Here is a 25,691-nt window from a genome sequence, read left to right as displayed (position 1 = left end):
TCGCCGGCTGTCCGTCACGCGGTGCGTTCGAGCCGGAACACGCTGACGGCGTCCGACAGGTGTGCGGCCTGGTCGCGCAACGCGACGGCCGCGCGCTCGGCGTCCGAGATCAGCGTCGCATTCTGCTGCGTCGCTTCGCCGATCTGCGTGACGGCCAGGTTCACCTGCTCGATCCCGGTCGATTGTTCGCGCGACGCGGCGCTGATCTCGCCGATCAGCGTGCGGACCTGGTCGACCCGCGCGACGATGTCGCGCATCGTGCCGCGCGCGGCGTCCGCGATCCGGTAACCCTGTTCGACGGTCGTCGACGATTCGGCGCTCAACGCGTCGATTTCCTTGACGGCGGCCGCGCTGCGTTGCGCCAGCGCGCGCACCTCGGCCGCGACCACCGCGAAGCCCTTGCCGTGTTCGCCCGCGCGGGCGGCCTCGACGGCCGCGTTCAGCGCGAGGATGTTGGTCTGGAACGCGATGCCTTCGATCGCGCCGGTGATCTCCGCGATCCGGCGCGTCGCGCGGCCGATGTCGTCCATCGTCGTGACCACGCGCTGCACCGCGGCGTCGCCGTTCGTCGCGGCGGCCGATGCGTCCGCAACCAGCGCGTTGGCTTGCGCCGCATGCTCGGCGCTCTGCTGCACGGCGGCGGTGATCTGCTCCATGCTCGCGGCCGTCTGTTCGACGCTGCTCGCCTGCGTCGCGATGCGCGCGGCGATGTCGCCGCTGCCGGCCGCGATGCCGACCGTGCCGTGCGCGATGTCGGCGGCGCTGTTGCGCACCTGCGCGACGATGCGCGCGAGGCCGTCGCCGATCCCGTCGACCGCCTGCACGAGCCGGCCGATCTCGTCGTTGCCCGCGCTGTCGGGCACATTCGCGCCGTCGCGGATCCGCACGCTGAGATCGCCCGCCGCATAGCGCTCGGACGCGCGGGCGGCGGCGTCCAGCGGCCGGCTCACGACGCGACGCACGACGATGACGAACAGCGTCGCGAACGCCGCGACGAGCACGGCGCCGATCATCAGGAAGCGGTTGCGGGTGGCGCGCATCGTGGCGAGCAGTTCGTCGTCGAGCGCGATGCCGCCGACGAGCCATTGCCATTGAGGAATCGTCGTGAAGGACACGACTTTCGCGGTCGGCCCGCGGTCGTGCGCGGCCGGGTCGGTCGACGTGTACGCGAGCCGGCCCTGGCCGGCCGCGAGCATCTGCGCGTAGGGCGCGCGCGTGTTGTCGGCCGGTTGGCCCGCCGCGTCGGGATGCACGACGAAGGCGCCGCGCGACGGGCCTTGCGATGCATCGAGCACGAAGTAGTAGCCGTTGTCGCCGATCTTCAGCGAGCGGATGCCGTCCTCGACCAGCTTGAGCTCGGCGCCGATGTCGAGGCCGACGAACAGCGCGCCGATCACGCGGCCGGTCGCGTCGGTCACGGGCTTGTACTGCGTGATGTACGACCGGCCGAACAGCTTCGCGAGGCCCGTGTAGCTGCGCCCCGCGACCAGCGGCCCATACGCGGGGCCGGCGCGGTCGAGCTTGGTGCCGACGGCGCGCGCGCCGTCCTGCTTCTTCAGCGACGTCGTGATGCGCACGAAATCGTCGCCGTCGCGCGCGAAGATGGTCGCGATCGCGCCGCTTTTCTTCAGGAACTGATCGGGAATCGAGTAATCGAGATCGAGCGGCTGGCCGCCCGCGAGGAGGGTCGGCGCGGCGACGCCGCCGATATCGACCGTGCGTGCCGGGTCGAGCGAGAAATCGGCCGGCAGGAAGCTCGCGAACAGCGACATCGAGCGGTTGGCTTCGGCGGTCAGCGCCTTGTCGAACAGGTCGACCATCGCGCGGATCGACTGCTCCCTGTCGTCGATCCGCTTATGTGCTTCATCGGCGAGTTGCTGGCCGGCGAAATGGGCGAGTGTCCACGCGAACACGGTAAACAGCAGGGCGACGAGCGCGCACGCGAGCGCGGCCAGACGCGCGCCGACGCTCACCCGGCCCAGTTGGGTCAGTCTCATGGAACATCCTGAGTGGGAGTGAGAGGGGGCGGAACGCACGCGTCACCGCTCGTGGACCCGTTAATACGGCAACTTTCTCGAAATCTTTAGCGGCGGTCGCGAATCGCGGACCGGCGGGCGCGGGAAGGGACAGCGCAGATCAGTGCGTGACGAGCCACGCGACGGCCAGATAGCGGCCGACTTTCGCGATCGTCACGATGACGAGAAAGGTCGGCAGCGGCTCGCGCAGCACGCCGGCGATCATCGTCAGCGGATCGCCGATCACCGGCGCCCAGCTCAGCAGCAGCGACCAGCGGCCGTAGCGCGCATACCAGCGCTCGGCGCGCGCGAGCGCGGACGGCTTGACCGGAAACCAGCGGCGCTCGCGAAAGTGCTCGATGCCGCGCCCGAGCACCCAGTTGATCGCGGAGCCGGCGACGTTGCCGACGCTCGCGACGAGCACCAGCGCCCACACGGGTTCGCGCCCGGCAAGCAGCAGGCCGGCGAGCACGGCTTCGGACTGGAGCGGGAACAGGGTCGCGGCGACCATCGACACGGCGAACAGGCCGCCGTAAGTGAGCAATTCGGACATCGCGCGATTGTACTGGCGGTGTCGCCGCCGGGTACGGCGCGCATGGTCGCGCGGAAAGGCACGCGTCGGCGTTCTCAGTTCCAGCCGACCATGATCGCGCCCATCCCGACGAGCAGCCCGCCCGTCACGCGGTTCACCGCACGCATGCGCGCCGGCCGCTGCAACGCGCGGCTCAGCCGGTGCGAGAACAGCGCCATCGATGCGACGCCGCCCGCGAACAGCAGCGCGAACGTCGCGGCGAGCAGCAGATATTGGCCGTTCAGGCTCCAGTCGGCGGTCGGGCTGATGAATTGCGGAAAGAACGATGGAAAGAACAGCAGCGTCTTCGGATTCAGTCCGGAAGTCGCGACGCCGCGCCAGAACAGCGCGCGCCCGGTGTCGGTGTCCGGCGCGGCGCTTGCCGTTCCGGTGTCGGCGCCGGTGTCGGCCGGTGCCGCGGCTGCGCCGGCCGGCGCGCGATTCAGCCATTGCCTGGCGCCGAGCCAGACGAGATACGCGGCGCCGGCCCAGCGCAGCACGGTCAGCGCGTGTTCGTCGAGGTGAACCAGCGAATTCAGGCACAGCGCGGTCAGCGCGAGTTGCAGCAGCACGGCGAGCGTGCCGCCCCAGACGCACGGCAGCGCGCGGCGCCAGCCGGTGCGCAGCGCCTGGTTCATCGTGAGCAGGTTGACGGGACCGGGCGCGTAGATGAGGACGACGGAAGCAGCGAGGAACGACAGATAAAGCTTGAACGACATGACGGGCGGGCAGAAGCGGGGAAGCAGGCACCGGCCCCGCACGCGGTCGGATAGGCGTGCGGGCGGCGGGGAATCGCATGCCTGCCGGCCGGCACCGCAACTCGTGATTGCGGTCGTGCGTCCCGCTGCGAGGGGTGGTCGCGGGGAGCGTGCCGGGCAGCAGGCATGGAGAAAATGTATCAAGCGGCCCGGTTAAAAGGCTTCCTGTTTTCCAGCAAAACAGACCTGAAACCGGAATGTCGTTCAGATAGAATGCCGATTTTCAGTAGAAGATTCTTCTCGCCATGGCTACCCGCGAACGCACGCCGAAAACGCTCGACAATCAGGACCGCAAGATCCTCGGGGCATTGCAGAAAAATGCGCGTCTGTCGAACGCCGAACTGGCCGAACAGATCGGCATGTCGACCACCGCCTGCTGGAACCGCACGCGGCAACTCGAACTCGACGGCTACATCGACGGCTATGTCGCGCTGGTCAACCAGCGCAAGCTCGGTTATGCGGACATCGTGATTCTCGAAGTCACGCTCGATCGCCATGAAGACGACGCGCTGGCGCGTTTCGGCGCCGAACTGGCGGCGCTGCCGGAGGTGCTCGAGGCGTATCTGGTGTCGGGCGAATACGACTACTGGATCAAGGTCGCGGTGGACGGCACGGCCGGCTACGAACGCTTCCTGCGCGAAAAGCTGTACCGGATATCGAGCATCCGCCACAGCCGTTCGATGTTCGCGCTGCGGTGCATGAAGGATGTGCCTTCGATTCAGGTGTGACGGAAGGGAGCTGAAAGCGCGACCGGCGTGGCAACGGCGCGCGGATGCGGCTAGGCGTCGGCGCGGATGTCACCGGTGAACGGCTGAAAGGGAAGGCTGGCCGTGAAGACGGGCGTTGACCCACAAAAACGGATGAATCTTCCGATTACGATTGCCGGGCGCTAATCGCCGTGGCTTTTCATGCGGGCAACCGCTTGCAGCAAGCGGTTCGCGCCGATACATACGAATCGGCGCCTATATCGGCCTGAAACACCGCCTCGACACGATCTCGAAACGCTCGCCGCCCGGCGAGCGTATTCGGCCGGGACGGGCGCGGCCTCTTGCTATCCGACCGACGCAACCGTCCGGTGCCCGGTGCAACAGCCGCTCGCGGTGCGCGTCAGCGCAAACGCATCAGGCGGCTGGCGGTTCGCTCAGCGCGGCAGGCGCGCGTGTGCTTCAGCGATGACTTCGCAGTTCTCGAGGTGCAGTGCCCAGGCTTCCGCAAGCAGCTCGCCAACACGTGCGAGCCAGCCAGTGGATTGGGTGGAACGATCGGAGACATTAGACGTTTGCATGACGAAGCCCCATATAGGTGGCGAGTTAGGGATAACCCTAATCATAGCGAAACGACCTCGCCTTGTGAAATGCGATTTCGTTATATGAGAATTACTGACAATTTATGTTGCTGCCGCGCAACATGAATATTGGCTGTCCGCGCGTGTCGGATAGGCGTGACGAGGCCGTGCCGGCACGGCCCCGCGAGCAGAAAGAAAGGGATTCGAACGTACGGTGTGGGGAAAGGGCGCGGCTACCGGCCGATCCACCCGAAGCGCCAGGACAGCCGTCGCGTCGCGGCGTGCAGTGCTTGCGCCAGCTCGCTGTCCGGGCCGCGCGGGAAGCCGCGCGACGAGCCGATGATCGCGATCACGAGCCGGATGCTGCCGGTGTGATCGAACACCGGCGCGGCGATCGTCCCGATGCCGGGCACCGGCGCGTCGAACGCGAAATCAAGTTCGTCCGCGCGGATCGCCGCGAGCCGTGAGCGGAAGGCCGCGTCGTCCGGCGCGGTGCGCGCGCCGGCGAGGCGCACCGGCTCGTTGGCGAGCAGGTCGGCCAGCACGTCGTCGGACATGCCCGACGCGAAAATCCGCCCGATCGCCGTATTGACGAGCGACATCACGGTGCCGACCTGCAGGCTCACGTGCTGCGGCCGCGCCGATTCTTCCAGCCGGATCACGGTCGGCCCGAGCGGCCCGAGCGTCGCGGCGGCCACGCTCATGTCGGTCGCGCCGGCGAGCGCGACGATCTCCGCTTCCGCGTCGCGCGTCGGCGACACGCGTTGCATCGCGATCAGCCCGAGCGCCTGCGCGAGCGGGCCGCCGTTGAAGCAGCCGGCGTCGTCGCGACCCAGCAGGCCGATTTTCTGCAGGCTGACCAGATGCGGAAACGCCTTCGCGGCCGGCATGCCGGCCGCCGTCGCGAGATCGCGCAGCGGCAATGCGCGGCCGGCCGACACCAGCGCGAGCAGCAGGTCGCCGGTGCTGTCGAGCGCATTGATCCCGCGCTGCGCCTTCGCGTCGTCGCCCAGCGCGGGCGGTACGCGCGCGGTGCCCGGCGCCGGCGCGGGCACCGGCTCCGCCGGTTCCGCGCCGAGCGACGCGGTGGCCTGCCGCGCCGCATCGCGCAACGCCGCCGCGATCGGGCCATCCCAGTCGACATCGATCGATCCCGTCGAACCGATCACGGTCAACGCGAGCTGCAGGCGCCCGTGCGCATCGAGAACGGGCACGCACATCCCGCTGACGCCCGGGCTCGGCCGGTCGATGCTGCGTTCGATGCCGCGCGCGCGGATGGCGTCGAGGTCCGCGTGTCGCGCGTCGGCGTCCGTCACGCGCGATGCGTGTTCGGCGCCGGCGAGCGTATCGCCCGCGCCGGCCTGACTGGCCGCCATCGCACCGATTTGCGCGGCGTCGCCGAACGCGCGGAACACCCGGCCGGTCGCCGTGGTGTCCAGCGACATCACCGAACCGACGTGCAGGTTCATGTGTAGCGGATAGCCACCGTGCTCGATGCGCACGATCGTCGGGCCGAGCACGCCCGGCACCGACAGCGCGACGCTCAGGCCGACCGTTTCCGCGAGCCGCGCCGCATGCGGCAGCGTCGCGCGGTAGGCCGGCTGGCGCTCGATCGACATCAGCCCGAGCCGCAGCGACAGCGGGCCCGGCTCGTAGTTGCCGGTGATCGCATCGCGCTTCACGAGCGCGAGCCGCGTCAGGCTCACGAGATAGGTGTGCGCCTGCGCGGTGGAGAGATCGGCCGCGGCGGCCAGCTCCGACAGCCCGAGCGGCTTGCGCCGGCGCGCGAGCGCGTCGAGCAGCCGGCCGCCGACCTCGACGCTCTGGATGCCGCGCTGCGCCTTGGGCGGCGCATCGTCCGCGCTGACTTCGTGGTTCTGCACGCGATGATTCTTCCGTTGACGAAACCCCGCATGGTATCCGACGCCGTTTTTGGCGCCAGCCCCGCAGGTTTACCCGTATTAAACAATAGCAAGCCGATTTGCCATTGACAAATATTCGGGGCGGGCAGATGATCCGCTCATTCCCCTCAACACATGGCTCGCAGCCACGGAACGCACAATGGCCAAAGCATTCGCCTCCCAAGCCGATCTGGAAGAGAAGAAAGTCACCTGGACGAAGCTGTCCGAGAACGCGTACGCGTACACAGCCGAAGGCGACCCGAACTCGGGCGTGATCATCGGCGACGACAGCGTGCTGATCGTCGACACGACCGCGACGCCCGCGATGGCGCAGGACCTGATCGCGAAGATCCGCAGCGTGACCGACAAGCCGATCAAGCACGTGGTGCTGTCGCACTACCATGCGGTGCGCGTGCTCGGCGCGTCCGCGTACTTCGACGAAGGCGCGCAGCACGTGATCGCGAGCCGCGGCACGTACGAGATGATCGTCGAGCGCGGCGAGGCCGACATGAAGTCGGAAATCGAGCGCTTCCCGCGCCTGTTCGCCGGCGTCGAGACGGTGCCGGGCCTGACCTGGCCGACGCTCGTGTTCGAGCGCGAGATCACGCTGTTCCTCGGCAAGCTCGAAGTGAAGATCATGCACGTCGGCTCGGGCCACACGAAGGGCGACACGATCGTGTGGCTGCCGTCGCAGAAGGTGCTGTTCTCGGGCGACCTCGTCGAATACGACGCCGCGTGCTATTGCGGCGACGCCCAGCTCGAACAGTGGCCGGCCACGCTCGAGGCGCTGCGCGCGCTCGGCGCCGAGAAGCTCGTGCCGGGCCGCGGCCCGGCGCTGCTGAATCCGGCCGAAGTGAACAAGGGCCTCGACTACACGAAGGATTTCGTCACGACGCTGCTCGCGCAGGGCCGCAAGGCCGTCGAGCGCAATCTCGACCTGAAGGCGGCGATGGCGCTCACGCGCGAAGCGATGGACCCGAAGTTCGGCCACGTGTTCATCTACGAGCACTGTCTGCCGTTCGACGTGTCGCGCGCGTTCGACGAGGCGAGCGGCATCGCGCATCCGCGCATCTGGACCGCGCAGCGCGACAAGGACATGTGGGCCGCGCTGCAGGAGTGAACGGCACGCGGCGGCGAGGCGGCGTTGACATGATCGCCTCGCCGTTTCACTGAGGGTTGCGGCATCCGCGGCGGCATCGCGCCGCGGCGCCGGCATCCGTATCCGGTCTCACAAGAAAGCAGGGCGCATGCACGCCCTCGGAGACTGCCGCGCGCTCGATATCGCGCGGCCCGTTTGGAGAGAGACATGCCTCAATCGCTTCCCGCCGAAGCGACGCTCGCGCACGCGAGCGCGTCGGCGCCGGCTTCCGCATCCGCACTCGACGACGCGCTGCTGTTCCGCAAGATCGCGTGGCGGATCGTCCCGTTCCTGTTCCTCTGCTACGTCGTGTCGTTCCTCGACCGCATCAACATCGGCTTCGCGCAGTTGCAGATGAAGCACGATCTCGGCTTCAGCGATGCGATGTACGGCCTCGGCGCCGCGGTGTTCTACGTCGGCTACGTGTTTTGCGAAGTGCCGAGCAACATGCTGCTCGCGCGGTTCGGCGCGCGTCGCACGTTCACGCGGATCATGCTGCTGTGGGGCCTCGCGTCGACCGGGATGATGTTCGTGTCGCAGCCGTCGCATTTCTACGTGCTGCGCTTCCTGCTCGGCGTGTTCGAGGCCGGCTTCTTCCCCGGCATCGTGCTGTACCTGACCTACTGGTTCCCCACGAACCGGCGTGCGGCGGCGATCTCCGTGTTCTTCGCGGGCGTCGCGGTGGCCGGCGTGCTCGGCGGCCTGATGTCCGGCTGGATCATGCGCGACATGAGCGGCGTGCTCGGGCTGCACGGCTGGCAGTGGATGTTCGCGATCGAAGGCGCGCCGGCGATCCTGCTCGCGTTCGCCGCGTTCACGTTCCTCGTCGACCGGCCACAGGACGCGACGTGGCTCACGTCCGACGAAAAGGCCCGCGTCGCCGCGCTGTGCGCCGAAGGCCGCGCACACGGCAACGCGCACGACGGACGCAGCGTGATGGCCGCGCTCGCGAACCCGCGCGTGTACCTGTTCGCGTTCATCTATTTCTCGCTGACCTGCGCATCGCTGACGCTCAATTTCTGGATGCCGCTGATGATCCGCGACTTCGGCGTGACCGACGTCGTCGCCGTGAGCCTCTACACGGTCGTGCCGAATGCGGTGGGCGCGGTGGGGCTGGTGCTGATCGCGCGCCGCTCGGATCGCACCGGCGAGCGCCGCAAGCACTTCGCGTGCTGCACGATCGGCGGCGGCCTCGCGCTCGCGGCGCTGACGCTGCACCTGCACAGCTTCGCGGCGATGCTTGCATGCCTGTCGATCGCGGCGACGCTGATCTTCGCCGCGCTGCCGATCTTCTGGGCCGTGCCGACCCGCTACCTGTCCGGCCACGCGGCCGCGGCCGGGATCGCGTTGATCAGCAGCATCGGGATCACGAGCGGCATCGTCAGCCCGTGGGTGATCGGGATGATCCGCACGCGCACGGGCAGCATGGATCTCGCCGTGTATCTGCTGGCCGCGCTGCTGGTCGCGAGCGGCGTGGCGCTGATGGCGGGCGTGAAGGGCGAATCCGCGCGGCGCGGTTGACCGTCGATTTCGGCCGGTCGCCGTCGGCGGGCGGCGGCGACCGGCGTCGCGTTTCACGTCCGGCCCGTATTCGCATCCATCGAGGAGACGATCGATGTCCATCCCCCTGCAAGCGGACGCCGCGCACGCGGCTGCGTCCGGCCCCGCCGCGTCCGGCAACGACGCGCTTTACCGCCGCATCGGCATGCGCATCGTGCCGTTCCTGTTCGTCTGTTACATCGTGTCGATCCTCGATCGCAGCAACATCGGCTTCGCGCAGTTGCAGATGCGGCAGGATCTCGGCCTGACCGACGCGATGTACAGCCTCGGCGCGGTGCTGTTCTTCGTCGGCTACGTGCTGTTCGAGGTGCCGAGCAACGCGCTGCTGCGCCGCTTCGGCGCGCGCCGCACGTTCGCGCGGATCATGGTCCTGTGGGGGGCGGTGTCGGTCGCGATGATCACCGTCGACAGCGCCAAGCAGTTCTACGTGCTGCGCTTCCTGCTCGGGCTGTTCGAAGCCGGTTTCTTCCCCGGGGTGGTGTTCTACCTGACGTACTGGTATCCGGCGCGCCGTCGCGCGTCGGTGCTGTCGATCTTCTACGCGGGCGTCGCGGTGGCCGGGATGATCGGCGGGCTGCTATCGGGCTGGCTGATGCGCGGGATGTCCGGCGTGCTCGGGCTGCACGGCTGGCAATGGATGTTCGCGATCGAGGGCGCGCCCGCGATCCTGCTCGGCGTGATCGCATGGTTCTGGCTGTGCGACCGCCCCGAACACGCGCGCTGGCTGTCCGGCGACGACCGGCAGCGGCTCGCGGCCGATCTGGCCGCCGATCGCGCGGATGCGCCCGCGCACGCGGCTGTTTCGCTGCGGCAGGTGCTGACCGAACCGCGCACTTACCTGTTCGCGTTCATCTATTTCTCGCTGACGACCGCGCTGCTGATGCTGCTGTTCTGGATGCCGCTGATGATTCGCGAATTCGGCATTCACGATGTCGTGCACATCAGCCTGCTGTCGATCGTGCCGAACGCGATCGGCGCGGCCGGGCTGATCGCGATCGCGCGGCGCTCGGACCGCAAGCGCGAACGCCGCCGGCATTTCGCCGTGTGCGCATTCGGCGGCGCGGTGGCGCTCGCGTTGCTGACGCTGCACCTGCCGAGCATCGTCGCGATGATGGCGCTGCTGTCGATCGCGGCGATGCTGATCTTCGCCGCGCACCCGGTGTTCTGGGCCGTGCCGTCCGCGTATTTCGCGGGGGCCGGCGCGGCGGGCGGGATCGCGCTGATCAGCAGCATCGGCGTATCGAGCGGGATGATCACGCCGTGGATCGTCGGCGTGATCCGCACGCGCACCGGCAGCATGGATGCGGCGATGCTGATGATCGCCGGATTGCTGGCCGCGTGCGCGGTGGCGATGCTGCTGGGCGTGCGCGCGACGCCGCGGGAGCCGGCGCACGCGCCGCGTTGATCGACCTGCGCCGGATGCATCGACGCGGCGGGCCGGACGATGCCGGCCGGCCCCCGCTCGGTGAGCAACGGCCACGCGAGATGCTGGCCTGGCCCGGGCGCGATGCCGATACCGTCCGGCTAGCGCACGGCCGCGTAGCGCGGCGCGGGCGTATCGGCCGACAGGTGCGGCGCCATCGTGCGGCGCGCGGCCTCGTATGCGTCCCATTCGTCGCCCGCGTGCAGCGACGGGATCGTCACGAGTTCGCCGCGATCGAACCCGACCAGCGCCGCATCGACCATGTCCGGCGCCGTCATCACGATTTCCTTCGGCAGATGCTCGAGCGGCAGGCCGCCCGTCTGCCAGAAATCGGTGGCCGTCGCGCCGGGCAGCACGGCCTGCACCTGCACGCCCTTGTCGGCGAGTTCGTGATGCAGCGACTGGCTGAACGCGAGCACGAACGCCTTGCTGCCGCCGTACACGCCGTTCAGCGTTTCCGGCGAGATCGCGACGATCGACGAAATGTTGATCACCGCGCCGCGGCCGCGTGCGACGAAGCCGGGCACGGCCGCATAGGTCAGCCGCGTGAGCGCGGTCACGTTCAGGTCGATCATCCGCGTCATCGCGTCGACGTCGCTGTCGAGCAGCGGCGCATGCGTGCCGATGCCCGCGTTGTTCACGAGCAGCGTGATGCTCGCGTCCTGTTTCAGCTTCGCTTCGACGGCGGCGAGCGCCGCGCGGTCGTTGAGGTCCGCGTCGACGATCTCGACGCCGCGCTGCGTGTCGTTCGTGATGCGCTCGGCGAGGGCGCTCAGCCGGTCGCGATTGCGCGCGACCAGGATCAGGTCGTAGCCGCGGCGCGCGAGGCGATCGGCGTAGACGGCGCCGATGCCCGACGACGCGCCGGTGATGAGGGCGGTACCGCGATGTGCTTGCGTCATGATGTGCTCCGTTTCGATGAGGATGGCCGGATGGCGTGAAGGCATTCTGGGCTCGAAGCGCGGCGACACAAATGACGTAGATGGGTATGATTCCGGACATCGGGCCATTCGGCACGAAACCGGAGAACGCAGATGCACCGAATCGGCTTTCTGATCAGCGACGGCTTCCAGATCATGGCGCTCGCCGCGCAGTCGGTGTTCGAGTACGCGAACGTGGGCATGGACGCGCCGTTCTACACGATGGACAACTATTCGGTCGACGGCGGCGACGTGCGCTCGTCGCTCGGGCTGCCGGTCGCCACGCGCGCGCTGCGCGGGCGGCTCGGCGTCGACACGTGGATCGTCGCGGGCGTCAACGATCCGCTCGCCGCGCCGGCGCCGGCCGGCGTCGTCGCCTATCTGCGCCGCGCGAATGCGCATGCGCGGCGGATCGCCGGCATCTGCACGGGCGCGTTCGTGCTGGCCGAGGCCGGGCTGCTCGCGCAGCGTCGCGCGACCACGCACTGGGCGTTCGGCCGCGACATGCAGCGGCACTACCCGGAGATTCGCGTCGAGGACGACCGGATCTTCATCGTCGACGGCCCGATCTGGACGTCGGCCGGAATGACGGCCGGCCTCGATCTCGCGCTCGCGATGGTGGAAAAGGACCTCGGCGCCGACGCCGCGCGGTCGGTCGCGCACAAGCTGGTGATGCATCAGCGCCGCGCCGGCGGCCAGTCGCAGCATTCGGAAATGCTCGAGCTTGCGCCGAAATCCGACCGGATCCAGAACGCGCTGAACTACGCGCGGCAAAATCTCGGCCGCGCGCTGACCGTCGAGGAGCTGGCCGAGGCCGTGCACCTGAGCCCGCGCCAGTTCAGCCGCGTGTTTACGCTTGAAACCGGGCAGTCGCCGGCGAAGGCGATCGAGCGGCTGCGGCTCGAATCGGCGCGGCTGATGATCGAACAGAGCCGCCATCCGCTCGACGTGATCGCGAAGGAGAACGGCTTTCGTGACCGCCGGCACATGCGCGACGCGTTCGTGCGCGGGTTCGGCGTGCCGCCGCAGGCGTTGCGGCGCGACGCACGGGCGGATGAGCGGGAAACGGGCTGACGCGCGCGGCCGCACGCCAGCGCGGGTCGGAAAAATCGCGCAGAATTTCGTCGACATGTTTCGCGAGGAGACACGATGCACGCCGAGCCGTTCGACATTGCGATACCCGATCAAGCACTTGACGAACTGCGTCGACGCCTGCGCGACACCCGCCCGCCGAACCTGACGCCTGCCGAGCCGTGGCAGCAGGGCGTCGAGGGTGCGTGGCTGCGCGAGCTGGCCGCGTACTGGGCCGACGGGTTCGATTGGCGTGCGGCGGAACGCGCGCTGAACCGGCTGCCGCAATTCGTCGCGGACGTCGACGGCCGGCGCGTGCATTTCGTGCATCGGCGCGGCACCGGCCCGAAACCCTATCCGCTCGTCGTCACGCACGGCTGGCCCGGTTCCGCATTCGAATTCCACGCGCTGATCGATCGCCTGTGCGATCCGGCCGCGTTCGGCGGCGATCCGGACGACGCATTCGACATCGTCGCGCCGTCGCTGCCCGGCTTCCTGTTTTCTCCGGCGCCGACGGCGCCCGGCACGTCGGCGCTTCAGGTCGCCGACTGCTGGGCGGAATTGATGGCCGGCCTTGGCTACCGACGCTTTGGCGCGCAGGGCGGCGATCTGGGCGCGGGCGTGCCGGTCGCGTTCGCGCGCTTTCCGAAGGAAATCAGCCGTCCGCCGCGCGGTTGGCTCGAACGCGTGTTCGACGTGGCGCAGTGGACCGACATGCCGAGCGGCGGTCATTTCGCGGCGATGGAAGAACCGGATTTGCTTGCCGACGATATTCGGCGGTTTTTCAGGCGTTTCCGATAACGCGCGGAGCGGCCGGCGAAGCGGGCGAAGGACGTCGGTGGCCATCCTGGCGATCGGGTGCGGCCGTATCGCGCGGATCGCGCCGCGCCGACGCCTGTCCCGAGTCTTACCGCGTAACGAACGCCGTGGCCGCATCCGGCGCCGTACGCGCATGCTTGCGCTGGCGCAGCAGCGCGACGCGGCAGTTCTCACGCGCCGTTTCGCGGCCGTCGTCGTCGAGCAGCACGAGGTCGCCGCGCATCACGTTCAGCGTGATCACGTCTTCCCCCGGCGCGCCGAGCGTTTCCGGCGTATGCACCGAGCCGGCCGGTTCGAGCACCGTCGAGCCGGCGTGCGCGACCCAGTCGTATTCGCGGTAGCGCCATGCACCCTGCAGCGTATGGACGAACACCTCGCCGTCATGCCGATGGCGCGGCAGCGTGCCGCCGGCCGGCATCTTCAGCAGCGCGGTGAGCGTGTCCTCGGCCGCGTTGATGTGCAGGTACTTGATCGCGAGCCCCGGCAGGTCGGCGCTCATCGGCAGCCACGGCAGCGCGTCGCCGGGCAGGCACGAGATCGGCGGCAGGTCGGTGGAGAACGGGGCGGACGGCTGCGTCATGGCGGAAGGCGGCGCGGAAACGGGAGAAGCCCGCATTATCGCAGAGCCGGCTCGAGCGGCCGGACGGCGGCGGCATCGCGGCGAAAGCGGGTGCGGGTGCTCCGATCCTTACGCGATGAAATATACAGTAAAACTGTACAGTTTTACTGTCGATGTGCTATCTTGAATTCATGAATTCCCCCTTGTCTCCCCCTGACACGCTCCCGCTGGCCGGCCTCGCCGGCGAACTCCGCATCTCGGTCGGCAAGCTGATGCGGCGAATGCGGGAGCAGGCCCATCCGAACGACCTCACGTCCTCGCAGAAATCGGTGTTGCTGCGGCTCGATCGCGACGGCCCGGCAACCGTGTCGGCGCTCGCGCGTGCCGAAAGCGTGCGTCCGCAGTCGATGCGCGTGACGGTCGCGACGCTGGAGGCGCTGGGCGCGGTCGCCGGCGCGCCCGATCCGACCGACGGCCGGCAGACGCTGATCGCGCTCACGCCTGGTTTCCGCAAGGTGCTGCAAGCGAACCGCGCGGCCAAGGACGACTGGCTGTTCCGTGCGCTGCACGCGCAACTGTCGGCGGCGGAACAGGCCGAGCTCGCGGCGGCCGTGAAGCTGTTGCAGCGGCTCGCCGAATTCCAGGACCCGGCACGTCCGTAAACCGTATCGACCCGCTCGCCGAAAGGATGGCCCGCCCATGAACTTCCTGCATCTCGTGTCGTACTTCTTCTGCGGCGCGTTTCTCGCGAACGCCGTGCCGCATCTCGTCAGCGGCCTGCGCGGCGAGCCGTTCCAGACGCCGTTCGCGAATCCGCCCGGGCGCGGGCTGTCGTCGTCCACCGTGAACGTGGTGTGGGGCGTCGTGAACCTCGTCGTCGCTTATGCACTCGTGCGCCGGATCGGCGATTTCGACCTGAAGATCACGGCCGACGCGGCGGCGTTCGGCCTCGGCATCCTCGTTCTGGGGCTGTTCCTCGCGCGGCATTTCGGCGAACTGCACGGCGGCAACGCGCCCGACCGGGAGCGGCGATGAGCGTGCCGGCCGCGGGCGTGTTCCGCTCGCTTCGCAGCTTCAACTATCGCGTGTGGGCGATCGGGTCGCTCGTGTCGAACATCGGCACGTGGATCCAGCGCACCGCGCAGGACTGGCTCGTCCTTACGCAGCTCACGCATCACGACGCATCGGCGGTCGGCACGGTGATGGCACTGCAGTTCGGCCCGCAATTACTGCTGTTGCCGTGGACCGGCTACGCGGCCGACCGCTTCGACCAGCGCAAGCTGCTGATGGCCACGCAGGCGCTGATGGGTGCGCTGGCGCTCGTGCTCGGCGTGCTGACGGTCACCGGCGCCGTGCGGCTCGAGCACGTGTATGTGTTCGCATTCCTGTTCGGCTGCGCGTCGGCGTTCGACGCGCCGGTGCGGCAGACCTTCGTCGCGGAACTCGTCGGCGACCGCGAGCTTGCGAACGCGGTCGCGCTCAATTCGACGTCGTTCAACGCCGCGCGAATGGTCGGCCCGGCGGCGGCCGGCTTCCTGATCGCATCGGTCGGCACCGGCTGGGCGTTTCTCGCGAACGGGCTCAGCTTCTTCGCGGTGCTGGCGTCGCTGTCGCGGCTTCGGGAAGACGAGTTGCGCGCGAACGTACGGGCCGGCCGCTCGCGCGGCAGCCTGCTCGACGGGTTCCGCTACGTGTGGCGCCGCCCGGACCTGACCGCGATCCTCGTGATGCTGTTCCTGATCGGCACGTTCGGGCTCAATTTCCAGTTGTTCATTTCGACGCTGGCCGCCAGCGTGTTTCACGTCGATGCGCGCGGGTTCGGCTTCCTGTCGTCGATGATGGCGGTCGGCACGATCTCGGGCGCGCTGCTCGCCGCGCGCCGCGAGCAGCCGCGGTTCCGTCATCTGTGGATCGGCGCGGCGCTGTTCGGGCTCGGCTGCACGTTCGCGGCGCTGGCGCCCGGCTACTGGTCGTTCGCCGCCGCGCTGGTGCTGACCGGCATCGCCGCGATCACCTTCATGAATTCCACGAACAGCCTGATGCAGCTCTCCACCGAGCCGGCGATGCGCGGCCGCGTGATGGCGCTGCGCCTCGCGGTCGCGCTGGGCGGCACGCCGATCGGCGCGCCGGTGGCCGGCTGGGTCGCGAACCATCTCGGCCCGCGCTGGGCGCTCGGCGTCGGCGCGGCGTCCGGGTTTGCCGCGGCGCTCGTCGCGACCCATTTCGTCACGCGCGGGCGGGCGCGGCCGCGCGCGGCCGACGACGGGGCCTGAACGAAACCGAAACCGAAACCGAAGCCGCCGGCTAAGCCGCCGGCAACACCGCCGCATGCGCGGCTTCGAGGCACGACTGGAACAGCAGCGCCGCCCGCGACGGCCGCGGCGAGCGCCGCAGCAGGCTCACGAACCGGCACTGGTAATTGAACCGGTGCGGCGCGATCGGCTGCATCAGCCCCTTGTTCTCGAAACTCTCCGCGTAGTGATCGGGCAGGAAGCCGAGATAACGGCCCGACAGGATCAGCGTCGCGATCGACTCCTGGTCCGACGCGGTCGCGCTGCGCGTGAGCTTCGCGCGGTGGCTCAGCTCCATGTTCGGGGAATGGAAGCCGAGCCCCGCGAATGCGTGGTGGCGGATCGTCGTCCACGTGAGCTTGCCGTGCGGCGCGTCGAAGAGCGGATGCTGGCGGCCGCAGTAGAGCAGCATCCGTTCGTCGAACAGCGCCGAATACACGAGGCTGCCCGAGTTGCGGTGCGCGGGAATGATCCCGACGTGGTAGCTGCCGTCGATGACGCCGCGCTCGACCTCGTTGATCGACGCGACGTGCAGGTTCAGCGCGACGTCGGGCGCTTCGTCCGCGAACTGGCGGATCGCGTCGCCCAGGCGCGCACGCGGGTTGGTCGCCGTCTTGTCGAACACCGCGATGTGCAGTTCTCCGCCCATCTTGTCGTGAATGCCGTCGATCCGGCTGCGAAACGCTTCCATCGACGCGAGCAGCCGCAGCGTTTCCTCGTAGACCGTCTGCCCCTCGGGCGTCAGCGTGAAGCCCGCACGGCCGCGCCGGCACAGCACGAGGCCGAGCCGCGTTTCCAGATCCTTCACGTGCCGGCTGATCGTCGAGATGCCGATATTCAGTTCCAGTTCGGCCGCCGCCATCCCGCCGCACTGCACGACGCCCTTGAAGACCCGCAGCAGGCGGAGATCCATGTCGCTGAGCTGCCCGAGCAGCGCGCGGCTCTTCGGTTTCTTTGCTTGCATAGTTGCGCAAGTGAACATTGATATTGCGATATTCAAAAGACTAATTGGCGTCCCGACAATGCGCAATATCAATACGAGAAGGAGGGGCGCGCCGCGCCGACCGACATGACCGACATCACCACCGCCCAGCACGACGACACGAACCTCCGCACCGATGCCGCATGGCTCGACGCGCACTGGATGCCGTTCACGGCCAATCGCCAGTTCAAGGCCGATCCGCGCCTGATCGTGTCCGGCAAGGGCGCGTATTACACCGATGGCGAAGGCCGCAAGATCTTCGACGGCCTGTCGGGCCTCTGGTGCACGGGACTCGGTCACGGCCGCACGGAAATCGTCGAGGCGGTGAGCCGCCAGGTCGCGCAGCTCGACTACGCGCCGGCCTTCCAGTTCGGCCACCCGAAATCGTTCGAGCTGGCCAACAAGATCAAGGAACTGACGCCGGCCGGCCTCGACTACGTGTTCTTCACGGGCTCGGGCTCGGAAGCGGCCGACACGTCGCTGAAGCTGGCCCGCGCGTACTGGCGCGCGAAGGGCAAGGGCACGAAGACGCGCCTGATCGGCCGCGAGAAGGGTTACCACGGCGTGAACTTCGGCGGTATCTCGGTCGGCGGGATCGGGCCGAACCGCAAGCTGTTCGGCCAGGGCCTCGACGCCGATTTCCTGCCGCATACGCAACTGGCCGAGAACAAGTTCTCGCGCGGGATGCCCGAACACGGCGCGGAACTGGCCGACCGCCTGCTCGAGCTGATCGCGCTGCACGACGCGTCGAACATCGCGGCCGTGATCGTCGAGCCGTTCTCCGGTTCGGCGGGCGTGGTCGTGCCGCCGAAGGGCTATCTGAAGCGCCTGCGCGACATCTGTACCGCGCACGACATCCTGCTGATCTTCGACGAGGTCATCACGGGCTTCGGCCGGGCCGGCGCGATGACGGGCGCCGACGCCTTCGGCGTGGTGCCGGACATCATGAACTTCGCGAAACAGGTGACGAACGGCGTGCAGCCGCTCGGCGGCGTGATCGCGACGAAGGAAATCTACGATACGTTCATGGCCGCGGGCGGCCCCGAGTACATGCTCGAGTTTCCGCACGGCTACACGTATTCGGCGCACCCGGTTGCATGCGCGGCCGGCGTCGCGGCGCTCGACTTGCTGGTGAAGGAAGATGCGGTGGCCCGCGTGCGCGATCTCGCGCCGCATTTCGAGGCGGCCGTGCACGGGCTGAAGGGCCAGCGCCACATCGCGGACATCCGCAACTACGGGCTGGCCGCCGGCCTGACAATCGCCGCGCTGCCGGGCGAGCCGGCGCGGCGCCCGTACGAGATCGCGATGCGCTGCTGGGCGAAGGGTTTCTACGTGCGCTACGGCGGCGACACGATCCAGCTCGCGCCGCCGTTCATCGCCGAGAAGCGCGAGATCGACAACCTCGTCAACGCGCTGTCCGACGCACTGAACGAAGTGGACTGAGCCCGTGCGCGCTCGAAGCGACAACCGAATTCACGAACGAGCCTGAACGATGAAACACGACAGCAATGTGACTTCCACCGTCGGCCACCTGATCGACGGCAAGCGCGTCGACGGCGGCAGCCGGGTCCAACCGGTGTTCGACCCGGCCACCGGCGAATCGCACAAGAGCGTCGCGCTCGCCGACAAGCTGACCGTCGAAGCGGCGATCGCATCCGCGCAGGCCGCGTTCCCGGCCTGGCGCAACACGCCGCCGCTGAAGCGCGCCCGCGTGATGAGCCGCTTCAAGACGCTGCTCGAGGAGCACGCGGAAGAACTGTGCGCGCTGATCACCGCCGAGCACGGCAAGGTGCTCGCCGACGCGATGGGTGAACTGCAGCGCGGGATCGAGAACGTCGAATACGCGTCCTACGTGCCCGAACTGCTGAAGGGCGAGCACAGCAAGAACGTCGGCCCCGCGATCGATTCGTGGAGCGAGTTCCAGGCGCTCGGCGTGGCCGCCGGCATCACGCCGTTCAACTTCCCGGTGATGGTGCCGCTGTGGATGTGGCCGATGGCCGTCGCGTGCGGCAACACGTTCGTGCTGAAGCCGTCGGAGCGCACGCCGTCGTCGACGCTGCGCATGGCCGAGCTCGCGCTCGAAGCCGGCCTGCCGCCGGGTGTGCTGAACGTCGTGAACGGCGACAAGGAAGCGGTCGACACGATCCTGACCGATCCGCGCGTGAAGGCTGTGAGCTTCGTCGGCTCGACGCCGATCGCCGAAACCATCTATTCGACCGGCTGCGCGCACGGCAAGCGCGTGCAGGCGCTCGGCGGCGCGAAGAACTTCGCGGTCGTGATGCCGGACGCCGACATCCCCAACGCGGTGAACGCGCTGATGGGCGCCGCGTACGGCTCGTGCGGCGAGCGCTGCATGGCGATTCCGCTCGTCGTCGCGATCGGCGACGACACGGGCGACCAGGTCGTCGCGGGGCTGAAAGCCGAGATCGAGAAGATGAAGGTCGGCCCGGGCAACGGCGCGGGCATCGACATGGGCCCGCTCGTCACGCAGCAGCATTTCGAGAAGGTGACGGGTTTCGTCGAAGCGGGCGTGGCCGCGGGCGCGACGCTCGTCGTCGACGGTCGCGGCGTGAAGGTCGACGGCCACGACGGCGGCTATTACCTCGGCCCGTGCCTGTTCGACAACGTGAAACCCGGCATGCCGATCTATCAGCACGAGATCTTCGGGCCGGTGCTCGGCGTGATCCGCATGAAGTCGCTCGACGATGCGATGGCGCTGATCGACGCGCACGAATACGGCAACGGCACGTGCCTGTTCACGCGCGACGGCGAGGCGGCGCGCTACTTCAGCGACAACATCCAGATCGGCATGGTCGGCATCAACGTGCCGCTGCCGGTGCCGGTCGCGTATCACTCGTTCGGCGGCTGGAAGCGTTCGCTGTTCGGCGATCTGCACGCGTACGGCCCGGATGCGGTGCGGTTCTACACGAAGCGCAAGACGATCACGCAGCGCTGGCCGTCGGCCGGCGTGCGCGAAGGGACGGTGTTCAGCTTCCCGTCGAACCGCTGAGTCGACGCGCGCCGGCAGCATGCAGCCGGCGCGACGTAAGAAGGCGCCGCCGAGGCCCGCTCCGATCGACGATCGGAGGCGGGCTTTTTTACGTCCCGGCGAAACGCGCGGAACGCGTCGAAAGCAGGTTCAAGGCGCGACCACGTGCCACACGTTCTTGAAGTTGTCGCCGTTGCGTTCGCCCTGTTTCATGTCCTTCGAGTAGAAGTACAGCGGCTTGCCCTTGTACGCCCATTGCGGGCTGCCGTCGTCGCGCTTGACGATCGTGTAGGGGCCGACCGGTACGTCGGTCGCGCTGGCCTTGTACGGCGGCCAGAGGGTCTCGCATGGGCCTGAACAGGCGCTGGTGCCGGCGTTGGGCTTGTCCTTGTCGAACGAGTAGACGGTCATCCCGTTTGCGGCGACGAGTGCGCCGTTTTCTTCCTTCGTGATGGAACCCTGGGCCGTGGCCGAAGCTGACGCAATGGCGAGCAGGGCGGAGCTGACGAGCAGCGCGGCTTTCATGAGTGCCTCCTGATAATCCGGTGGGCGGCCGCGATTGCGTGCACGGGCGAGCGTGCGCCGGAATCGCGATGAATGGTGCCGGAGCACGGCGCCGTCGCCGCCCCCCGCGAGCGACGTCGGGGCGAAAGGCGGCAAACGGAGCGCCTTATTCACGATAGGCGGTTTTTGGCGGTGCTGCGAGAAGATCGGGGGGCATATCGGCGGCGCGCACGCAGTGCGCCACGGCGCGACGATCGTCGTCGTGCCCGGGTATTCGGCATCCGTCCCCGAGCCCCAGCCGCGCGTGCATTGCGGCGGCAACGACCCGGATACGGGTTTGCGTGGATGACATCGCGCGCATTCCGCCGGAATATCGTCGTCAGCGCGAGCCCGGCTCGCGCCGATCCTTCCGGGAGGGGACGACGATGCTTCAGGATCCAGGCGATGTCGCGCGCGCCAGCTATCGCGCGTATGTCGACAAGGACCGCGACGCGATCGAAGCGCTGATCGCGCCGGATTTCCATTTCACGAGCCCGCTCGACAACCGGCTCGATCGCGATGCGTATCTCGCACGCTGCTGGCCGAACAGCGCGATGCTCGCCGGTTTCGAATTCGTCGACGTCGCCGTGCACGGCGAATACGTGTTCGTCGTGTACGAAGCCGTGACGACCGCCGGCAGGCGGTTCCGCAACGCCGAACGGTTGCGCGTGCGCGATGGCCGGCTCGTCGAGGCCGAAGTGTATTTCGGCTGGTACGTGCCGCATCCGGCGCCGGATGGCGGGTTCGTCGAATCGGGCAGGTGAATGCAAGCGCGCGGTGCGAAGCCGACGTTTCGCCGTCGCCCCGCCCGCGCAGGGCCGCCTGCCGGCGCGTCGCCGGCCGACGGCGCACGCGCCGCTCAACCGGCTGCGTCGTTTTCGCCCAGCGCCTGAATGAACCGCGAAAACAGCTCGGGCTGTGAAGAAATCCCGAGCTTCGCGTACAGGTGCCGCCGATGCACCTTCACCGTTTCGGGCGAGATCGCCAGCCGTTCGGCAATTGCCTTGGACGAATTGCCGCGCAGCACCATTCTTGCGATCGCCATCTCGCGATCGGTCAGCACACCCGCGCCGAAGCGCGCGAGCGCCTGCTCGACGCGCGCGCCGAGGTCCGCGTCGGGCGCGGCGCGCGCGGCATCGCCCACCAGCCGCCAATGCTGCCGGATGACCGCGAGCACCCACGGCATCGCGGCCGTCAGCTTGCCGAGCGGCTCGACGTCGAAGCGCGTCGCCGCACCGAGCGACAGCGACAGCAGCGTGTCGGCATTCGGCCGCACGAGGATCTGGATCTCGTCGTCGCCGACCGCATCGCGGAAGTAGCTCTGGAAATACTCGCTCTGCCGGAACAGGTCGGGCGCGACTTCCTCGAGCCGGTAGCAGCCGTCGGCGAGCCCGTCGTGCGCGGCCTGCAGGAACGGATCGAGCAGATATAACCCGTTCAGGTAAAGCGGCACCGGCGACGCGGAGTCGGTGCCGCCCGTGTCGTATTCGTCGAGCACGAGCGGCACGCCGTCGCGGCCGATCGCGGTCGCGAGCGCGTTGTCGAACGGCGTCATTTCATTGAGCAGCAGCACGAGGAACCGCCAGAAGCGCGGCTGGCCGAGATGGTCGATCGCGCGGCCGAGCGCCTGATGCATCGCGATTTCGGAAAAGAGACGATCCATACCACCACCGGAAGGGCGTAACACGAAGGGGGAATAGCGGTCCTGAAATTGGCTTCCTAGACTGCCACGCAATCAATCGGGCCCGAGTATGGGTGTTCAAAAAAAGGCGGCAAAGGAACGAAGGAGCACGAAATGGCGATGATGTCGGAATCGACGGGCACGCTGCAAGCGGCGCCTGCAACGGAAGACGCGCCGCGCGCGCTGTCGCAGACGCTCAGCGTGCGCGACGCAGTGATGATCACCGTATCGGGCGTGACCCCGGCCAGCTCGATCTTCGTGATCGCGCCGTTCGCGATCCAGCAGGCCGGCAGCGGCGCCGTGCTGTCGTTCGTGCTCGGCGGCGTGCTCGCGCTGGCGTTCGCGCTCTGCTATGCGGAACTCAGCGCCGCGCACCGCAGCGCGGGCGGCGAATACGTGATGGCCAAGCGCGTGTTCGGCACGCTGCCCGGCTACCTGACCTTCATCACGGTGCTGTCCGTCAGCGTCTTCATCCCGGCGGTGCTCGCCAGCGGCGCCGCGCCGTACCTGAACAGCGCACTCGGCACGCACTTCGGCAACCAGTCGGTCGCGCTGACGATCGTGCTGCTCAGCTATCTGCTCGGCATGCTGAACATCAAGACGAATGCGTGGATCACCGGCGCGTTCCTGGTCGTCGAAATCGGCGTGCTGATGCTGATCGCCGGGCTCGGCTTCGGGTCGCCGCATCGCGGCGCCGAAGTGCTGATCGCACCGGTCGTCGCGAGCGGCAATGCGCTCGTGCCGGCCACGCTCGCGGCCATCGTGCCCGCGATCGGCACCGCGATCTTCTGCTACAACGGCTTCGGCTCGGCGGCCTATCTCGCGGAAGACCTGCGCGGCGGCAACCGCAACGTCGCGAAGGCGGTGATCTATTCGCTGCTCGTGATTCTCGTCGTCGAGCTGGTGCCGCTCACCGCGATCGTGCTCGGCGCGCCGTCGCTGACGGAACTGACGAAGAGCGCCGATCCGATCGGCTATGTCGTGCGTTCGCTGAGCAATCCGGCCGTGTCGCGCGTGATCAGCGGCGGGATCTTCCTGTCGGTGTTCAACGCGATCATCGCGATCGTGATCGCGATGGGCCGCCTGCTGTACAGCAGCGGCCGGCATGCGCTCTGGTCGCGCACCTGCAACCGCGCGTTCTCGACGATTCATCCGCGCCTCGAATCGCCGTGGCTCGCGACGATCGCGCTCGCGATCCCGTCGGCCGGGCTCGTGTTCGTGTCGAGCCTCGACGAGCTGACCGCGTTCACGGTCGACCTGTTGCTGCTGATCTACCTCGTCGTCGGGCTGGCCGCGCTTGCGAGCCGGTTCGTGCGCCGCGACGTCGAGCATCATTACCGGATGCCGCTGTGGCCCCTGACGCCGCTGGTCGCTGTGGCGGGCGCCGCATACACGCTCTACACGACGCTCGCGACGGCGACGAAGCCGACCGACCTGATCATCATCGCCGGGCTGCTGGTCGCGGCGCTCGTGATGTACGCAGCGTGGGCGCGCCACAGCGCGGCATTCCGCGCGCTCTGAGCATCGGGTCGACACCCTGTATCACCGCTACACCGAATCATTGAAAGACGGGAGGAATGACATCATGCGCACGAGGGATCTCGGCATCCGCATCGGACTCGGCACGCCGGGCCGCTTCAACGCGATCACGGACGTAGCGGGCGTGCGGGTCGGTCATTGCACGCTGAACGTGGAGAACGGCGACGCATCGATCCGCACCGGCGTCACCGTCATCGAGCCGCGCGCGGGCGCCGCGCACGATTCGCCGTGCTTCGCGGGCGTGCACGTGCTGAACGGCAACGGCGACGCGACCGGGCTCGAATGGATCCGCGAAGCCGGCCTGCTGACCACGCCGATCGCCTATACGAACACGCACAGCGTCGGCGCGGTGCGCGACGCGTTGGTCGCGAACGAACGCGAAGCGGCGGCCGGCCGCGTGTACTGGTGCATGCCGGTCGTGATGGAAACCTACGACGGGCTGCTGAACGACATCTGGGGGCAGCACGTGAACGCCGCGCACGTGCAGCGCGCGCTGGCCGCCGCGCAGCCGGGGCCGGTCGCCGAAGGCGGCGTGGGCGGCGGCACGGGCATGATCTGCCACGAGTTCAAGGGCGGCATCGGCACCGCGTCGCGCGTGCTGGCGAGCGACGCGGGCGGCTGGACGGTCGGCGCGCTCGTGCAGGCGAACTACGGCGTGCGCGAGATGCTGCGCGTGGCCGGCTACCCGGTCGGCGAAGTGCTGCGGCACGTGCATTCGCCGTTTCGCGAAGCCGAAGCGAAAGGCGAGGCCGGCATGGGTTCGATCGTCGTCACGATCGCGACCGACGCACCGTTGCTGCCGCATCAATGCAGGCGTCTCGCGCAGCGCGCGAGTGTGGGGCTCGCCCGCGTCGGCGGCGGCACCGAGGATTCGAGCGGCGACATCTTCCTCGCGTTCGCGACCGGCAACGCCGGCTTGCCTGCCGTGAATTACGGCAGCAAGGGCACGCCGACCACCGACGTGCGGATGGTCAACAACGACCATATTTCCGCGCTGTTCGTCGCGGCGGCGGAAACGGTGGAGGAAGCGATCGTGAATGCGTTGGTTGCAGGCGGCGACGTCGAGTCGCGCGGGGCGCGGGTCGAAGGGCTCGGGCAGGCGCGCTTGCTGGATGCGTTGCGCGAAGTGGGCTGGCGGCCGGGGCGCGGCGCCTGAAACGGCAAGCGCCGCTTCAATCGAAGCGGCGTGGTGCAGGGCGGCGATGCGGCGATCGGCCGGACCGCCGTTCGCCCGCGCACGTCATGCATGCGGTGCGGGCGATGCGGGCGATGCGGGCGTGGCCGTGGCGACGCGGCGTCATGCTCAACTGCCGAAATAGATGTTGCAGAAGCTGACGGGGCCGACGCATGCGTTCGGGTCTTCCTGCTTCGATTGCGCACGATTGACGCGGCCGGCGGCCTTGACGGCCTCGGCGCGGTTCGCCTGTTGCGGTGCGGCGTCTGCCGGCGCCGGCTGCGCGTGGGCGACGGCAGCGGTGAGCGACAGGGCAACGAGGGCGAGGTGCAGCGGCTTCATTTTTTTCTCCTGGGTGAGTGCCAGTCTCGCTGGCAGTGAGGAAACTATAGGCTCGCACTGCTTAAAGATTAATCACCACGCCTGGAGAGCTTATTTCCATCCGGAACAACGATCCCGTTGCGCGCGCATC

The 25,691-nt window shown here is 68.4% G+C and carries 24 protein-coding genes; 14 read left to right on the top strand and 10 right to left on the bottom strand.

All coding sequences use genetic code 11. The features are described 5' to 3' along the window. Positions 1-14 precede the first annotated feature (14 nt). The 3 genes from QZM72_RS08925 to QZM72_RS08915 all read right to left on the bottom strand — a co-directional run bounded on the left by QZM72_RS08925 (position 15) and on the right by QZM72_RS08915 (position 3,305). Positions 15-1,997 carry a methyl-accepting chemotaxis protein gene (locus QZM72_RS08925; protein ID WP_301737863.1) on the bottom strand — a complete coding sequence of 661 codons (1,983 nt, stop codon included), beginning with the start codon at positions 1,995-1,997 and terminating at the stop codon, positions 15-17. Positions 1,998-2,136: 139 nt separating this feature from the next. Next, the gene (locus QZM72_RS08920) at positions 2,137-2,568 is read right to left on the bottom strand and encodes a YqaA family protein (RefSeq protein ID WP_301737862.1); all 432 of its coding nucleotides are present in this window, start codon (positions 2,566-2,568) and stop codon (positions 2,137-2,139) included. Positions 2,569-2,642: 74 nt separating this feature from the next. After that, positions 2,643-3,305, bottom strand: a complete 663-nt coding sequence (locus QZM72_RS08915; RefSeq protein ID WP_301737860.1) for a LysE family translocator — start codon at positions 3,303-3,305, stop codon at positions 2,643-2,645. 284 nt (positions 3,306-3,589) lie between these two features. Here QZM72_RS08915 and QZM72_RS08910 point away from each other — a divergent pair, with 284 nt between their 5' ends. After that, a complete protein-coding gene (locus QZM72_RS08910) occupies positions 3,590-4,072 on the top strand; it encodes an Lrp/AsnC family transcriptional regulator (RefSeq protein ID WP_006479115.1) in 483 nt (160 codons plus the stop codon). A 790-nt stretch (positions 4,073-4,862) separates the two neighbouring features. Here the strand turns inward: QZM72_RS08910 and QZM72_RS08905 are convergent. Continuing rightward, positions 4,863-6,512, bottom strand: a complete 1,650-nt coding sequence (locus QZM72_RS08905; RefSeq protein WP_301737859.1) for an IclR family transcriptional regulator — start codon at positions 6,510-6,512, stop codon at positions 4,863-4,865. 178 nt (positions 6,513-6,690) lie between these two features. Here QZM72_RS08905 and QZM72_RS08900 point away from each other — a divergent pair, with 178 nt between their 5' ends. From QZM72_RS08900 to QZM72_RS08890, 3 genes are all read left to right on the top strand, one after another. After that, positions 6,691-7,650, top strand: a complete 960-nt coding sequence (locus QZM72_RS08900; protein ID WP_050010982.1) for an MBL fold metallo-hydrolase — start codon at positions 6,691-6,693, stop codon at positions 7,648-7,650. Positions 7,651-7,836: 186 nt separating this feature from the next. Continuing rightward, positions 7,837-9,189, top strand: coding sequence for an MFS transporter (locus tag QZM72_RS08895; protein WP_089469726.1), 1,353 nt, complete (start codon positions 7,837-7,839; stop codon positions 9,187-9,189). A 94-nt stretch (positions 9,190-9,283) separates the two neighbouring features. After that, entirely contained in the window at positions 9,284-10,633 is a 1,350-nt protein-coding gene (locus QZM72_RS08890) for an MFS transporter (protein ID WP_089469727.1), read from the top strand. 119 nt (positions 10,634-10,752) lie between these two features. Here the strand turns inward: QZM72_RS08890 and QZM72_RS08885 are convergent, their stop codons facing one another. Continuing rightward, positions 10,753-11,553, bottom strand: coding sequence for an SDR family oxidoreductase (locus tag QZM72_RS08885; RefSeq protein ID WP_301737858.1), 801 nt, complete (start codon positions 11,551-11,553; stop codon positions 10,753-10,755). A 132-nt stretch (positions 11,554-11,685) separates the two neighbouring features. On the opposite strand from QZM72_RS08885, the gene QZM72_RS08880 reads away from it, so the two are divergent. Beyond that, positions 11,686-12,645 (top strand): GlxA family transcriptional regulator, encoded by a 960-nt coding sequence (locus QZM72_RS08880; RefSeq protein WP_301737857.1) that lies wholly within the window; start codon positions 11,686-11,688, stop codon positions 12,643-12,645. A gap of 75 nt (positions 12,646-12,720) precedes the next feature. After that, positions 12,721-13,443 carry an epoxide hydrolase family protein gene (locus tag QZM72_RS08875; protein ID WP_089469729.1) on the top strand — a complete coding sequence of 241 codons (723 nt, stop codon included), beginning with the start codon at positions 12,721-12,723 and terminating at the stop codon, positions 13,441-13,443. 106 nt (positions 13,444-13,549) lie between these two features. On the opposite strand, the gene QZM72_RS08870 is transcribed toward QZM72_RS08875, so the two are convergent. After that, positions 13,550-14,041 (bottom strand): 2,4'-dihydroxyacetophenone dioxygenase family protein, encoded by a 492-nt coding sequence (locus QZM72_RS08870; protein WP_089469730.1) that lies wholly within the window; start codon positions 14,039-14,041, stop codon positions 13,550-13,552. 170 nt (positions 14,042-14,211) lie between these two features. On the opposite strand from QZM72_RS08870, the gene QZM72_RS08865 reads away from it, so the two are divergent. Genes QZM72_RS08865 through QZM72_RS08855 form a run of 3 tightly spaced genes read left to right on the top strand, consistent with a single transcriptional unit; the run spans position 14,212 to position 16,293 of the window. Beyond that, a complete protein-coding gene (locus tag QZM72_RS08865) occupies positions 14,212-14,682 on the top strand; it encodes a MarR family winged helix-turn-helix transcriptional regulator (protein ID WP_089469731.1) in 471 nt (156 codons plus the stop codon). A gap of 37 nt (positions 14,683-14,719) precedes the next feature. Continuing rightward, on the top strand, positions 14,720-15,055 hold the full coding sequence (locus QZM72_RS08860; RefSeq protein ID WP_089469732.1) for a hypothetical protein: 336 nt from the start codon (positions 14,720-14,722) through the stop codon (positions 15,053-15,055). Then, complete coding sequence (locus tag QZM72_RS08855; RefSeq protein WP_301737856.1) at positions 15,052-16,293, top strand: MFS transporter; 1,242 nt, start codon at positions 15,052-15,054, stop codon at positions 16,291-16,293. Before QZM72_RS08860 ends, QZM72_RS08855 begins: the two co-directional genes overlap by 4 nt. Positions 16,294-16,324: 31 nt before the next feature. Here the strand turns inward: QZM72_RS08855 and QZM72_RS08850 are convergent, their stop codons facing one another. After that, on the bottom strand, positions 16,325-17,275 hold the full coding sequence (locus QZM72_RS08850) for a LysR family transcriptional regulator (protein ID WP_301737855.1): 951 nt from the start codon (positions 17,273-17,275) through the stop codon (positions 16,325-16,327). 105 nt (positions 17,276-17,380) lie between these two features. Here QZM72_RS08850 and QZM72_RS08845 point away from each other — a divergent pair, with 105 nt between their 5' ends. Together QZM72_RS08845 and QZM72_RS08840 are read left to right on the top strand one after the other, a co-directional pair. Further along, on the top strand, positions 17,381-18,736 hold the full coding sequence (locus QZM72_RS08845; protein ID WP_301737854.1) for an aspartate aminotransferase family protein: 1,356 nt from the start codon (positions 17,381-17,383) through the stop codon (positions 18,734-18,736). A gap of 49 nt (positions 18,737-18,785) precedes the next feature. Continuing rightward, complete coding sequence (locus tag QZM72_RS08840) at positions 18,786-20,303, top strand: CoA-acylating methylmalonate-semialdehyde dehydrogenase (RefSeq protein ID WP_301737853.1); 1,518 nt, start codon at positions 18,786-18,788, stop codon at positions 20,301-20,303. A 129-nt stretch (positions 20,304-20,432) separates the two neighbouring features. On the opposite strand, the gene QZM72_RS08835 is transcribed toward QZM72_RS08840, so the two are convergent. Then, entirely contained in the window at positions 20,433-20,807 is a 375-nt protein-coding gene (locus QZM72_RS08835; RefSeq protein ID WP_050010995.1) for a hypothetical protein, read from the bottom strand. A gap of 404 nt (positions 20,808-21,211) precedes the next feature. Between QZM72_RS08835 and QZM72_RS08830 the strand changes: the two genes are divergently transcribed. Further along, positions 21,212-21,589: a nuclear transport factor 2 family protein gene (locus QZM72_RS08830; protein ID WP_089469736.1), complete on the top strand. Its 378-nt coding sequence runs from the start codon at positions 21,212-21,214 to the stop codon at positions 21,587-21,589. Positions 21,590-21,684: 95 nt separating this feature from the next. Here the strand turns inward: QZM72_RS08830 and QZM72_RS08825 are convergent, their stop codons facing one another. Then, positions 21,685-22,488 carry a helix-turn-helix transcriptional regulator gene (locus QZM72_RS08825; RefSeq protein WP_301737852.1) on the bottom strand — a complete coding sequence of 268 codons (804 nt, stop codon included), beginning with the start codon at positions 22,486-22,488 and terminating at the stop codon, positions 21,685-21,687. A gap of 132 nt (positions 22,489-22,620) precedes the next feature. Between QZM72_RS08825 and QZM72_RS08820 the strand changes: the two genes are divergently transcribed. Together QZM72_RS08820 and QZM72_RS08815 are read left to right on the top strand one after the other, a co-directional pair. Continuing rightward, on the top strand, positions 22,621-24,027 hold the full coding sequence (locus QZM72_RS08820) for an APC family permease (RefSeq protein ID WP_089469738.1): 1,407 nt from the start codon (positions 22,621-22,623) through the stop codon (positions 24,025-24,027). 64 nt (positions 24,028-24,091) lie between these two features. Next, the gene (locus QZM72_RS08815) at positions 24,092-25,201 is read left to right on the top strand and encodes a P1 family peptidase (protein WP_301737851.1); all 1,110 of its coding nucleotides are present in this window, start codon (positions 24,092-24,094) and stop codon (positions 25,199-25,201) included. 147 nt (positions 25,202-25,348) lie between these two features. Here QZM72_RS08815 and QZM72_RS08810 read toward each other — a convergent pair whose 3' ends face one another. Next, positions 25,349-25,561 carry a hypothetical protein gene (locus tag QZM72_RS08810; protein ID WP_301737850.1) on the bottom strand — a complete coding sequence of 71 codons (213 nt, stop codon included), beginning with the start codon at positions 25,559-25,561 and terminating at the stop codon, positions 25,349-25,351. Positions 25,562-25,691 lie beyond the last annotated feature (130 nt).

Source organism: Burkholderia sp. AU45388 (assembly GCF_030481585.1).
GTDB classification, from domain to species: domain Bacteria; phylum Pseudomonadota; class Gammaproteobacteria; order Burkholderiales; family Burkholderiaceae; genus Burkholderia; species Burkholderia sola.
Note: the sequence above shows the minus strand (reverse complement) of the source record. Positions and strands in the feature narration are given on the sequence as shown.

What these genes read in the sequence shown, in the direction of transcription:
- QZM72_RS08895 (WP_089469726.1), top strand. Translation starts at nt 7,837, where the DNA reads ATGCCTCAATCGCTTCCCGCCGAAGCGACGCTCGCGCACGCGAGCGCG.
- QZM72_RS08915 (WP_301737860.1), bottom strand. Translation starts at nt 3,305, where the DNA reads ATGTCGTTCAAGCTTTATCTGTCGTTCCTCGCTGCTTCCGTCGTCCTC.
- QZM72_RS08870 (WP_089469730.1), bottom strand. Translation starts at nt 14,041, where the DNA reads ATGACGCAGCCGTCCGCCCCGTTCTCCACCGACCTGCCGCCGATCTCG.
- QZM72_RS08890 (WP_089469727.1), top strand. Translation starts at nt 9,284, where the DNA reads ATGTCCATCCCCCTGCAAGCGGACGCCGCGCACGCGGCTGCGTCCGGC.
- QZM72_RS08880 (WP_301737857.1), top strand. Translation starts at nt 11,686, where the DNA reads ATGCACCGAATCGGCTTTCTGATCAGCGACGGCTTCCAGATCATGGCG.
- QZM72_RS08925 (WP_301737863.1), bottom strand. Translation starts at nt 1,997, where the DNA reads ATGAGACTGACCCAACTGGGCCGGGTGAGCGTCGGCGCGCGTCTGGCC.
- QZM72_RS08835 (WP_050010995.1), bottom strand. Translation starts at nt 20,807, where the DNA reads ATGAAAGCCGCGCTGCTCGTCAGCTCCGCCCTGCTCGCCATTGCGTCA.
- QZM72_RS08860 (WP_089469732.1), top strand. Translation starts at nt 14,720, where the DNA reads ATGAACTTCCTGCATCTCGTGTCGTACTTCTTCTGCGGCGCGTTTCTC.
- QZM72_RS08815 (WP_301737851.1), top strand. Translation starts at nt 24,092, where the DNA reads ATGCGCACGAGGGATCTCGGCATCCGCATCGGACTCGGCACGCCGGGC.
- QZM72_RS08845 (WP_301737854.1), top strand. Translation starts at nt 17,381, where the DNA reads ATGACCGACATCACCACCGCCCAGCACGACGACACGAACCTCCGCACC.
- QZM72_RS08840 (WP_301737853.1), top strand. Translation starts at nt 18,786, where the DNA reads ATGAAACACGACAGCAATGTGACTTCCACCGTCGGCCACCTGATCGAC.
- QZM72_RS08865 (WP_089469731.1), top strand. Translation starts at nt 14,212, where the DNA reads ATGAATTCCCCCTTGTCTCCCCCTGACACGCTCCCGCTGGCCGGCCTC.
- QZM72_RS08920 (WP_301737862.1), bottom strand. Translation starts at nt 2,568, where the DNA reads ATGTCCGAATTGCTCACTTACGGCGGCCTGTTCGCCGTGTCGATGGTC.
- QZM72_RS08810 (WP_301737850.1), bottom strand. Translation starts at nt 25,561, where the DNA reads ATGAAGCCGCTGCACCTCGCCCTCGTTGCCCTGTCGCTCACCGCTGCC.
- QZM72_RS08900 (WP_050010982.1), top strand. Translation starts at nt 6,691, where the DNA reads ATGGCCAAAGCATTCGCCTCCCAAGCCGATCTGGAAGAGAAGAAAGTC.
- QZM72_RS08855 (WP_301737856.1), top strand. Translation starts at nt 15,052, where the DNA reads ATGAGCGTGCCGGCCGCGGGCGTGTTCCGCTCGCTTCGCAGCTTCAAC.
- QZM72_RS08850 (WP_301737855.1), bottom strand. Translation starts at nt 17,275, where the DNA reads ATGCAAGCAAAGAAACCGAAGAGCCGCGCGCTGCTCGGGCAGCTCAGC.
- QZM72_RS08910 (WP_006479115.1), top strand. Translation starts at nt 3,590, where the DNA reads ATGGCTACCCGCGAACGCACGCCGAAAACGCTCGACAATCAGGACCGC.
- QZM72_RS08885 (WP_301737858.1), bottom strand. Translation starts at nt 11,553, where the DNA reads ATGACGCAAGCACATCGCGGTACCGCCCTCATCACCGGCGCGTCGTCG.
- QZM72_RS08830 (WP_089469736.1), top strand. Translation starts at nt 21,212, where the DNA reads ATGCTTCAGGATCCAGGCGATGTCGCGCGCGCCAGCTATCGCGCGTAT.
- QZM72_RS08820 (WP_089469738.1), top strand. Translation starts at nt 22,621, where the DNA reads ATGGCGATGATGTCGGAATCGACGGGCACGCTGCAAGCGGCGCCTGCA.
- QZM72_RS08825 (WP_301737852.1), bottom strand. Translation starts at nt 22,488, where the DNA reads ATGGATCGTCTCTTTTCCGAAATCGCGATGCATCAGGCGCTCGGCCGC.
- QZM72_RS08875 (WP_089469729.1), top strand. Translation starts at nt 12,721, where the DNA reads ATGCACGCCGAGCCGTTCGACATTGCGATACCCGATCAAGCACTTGAC.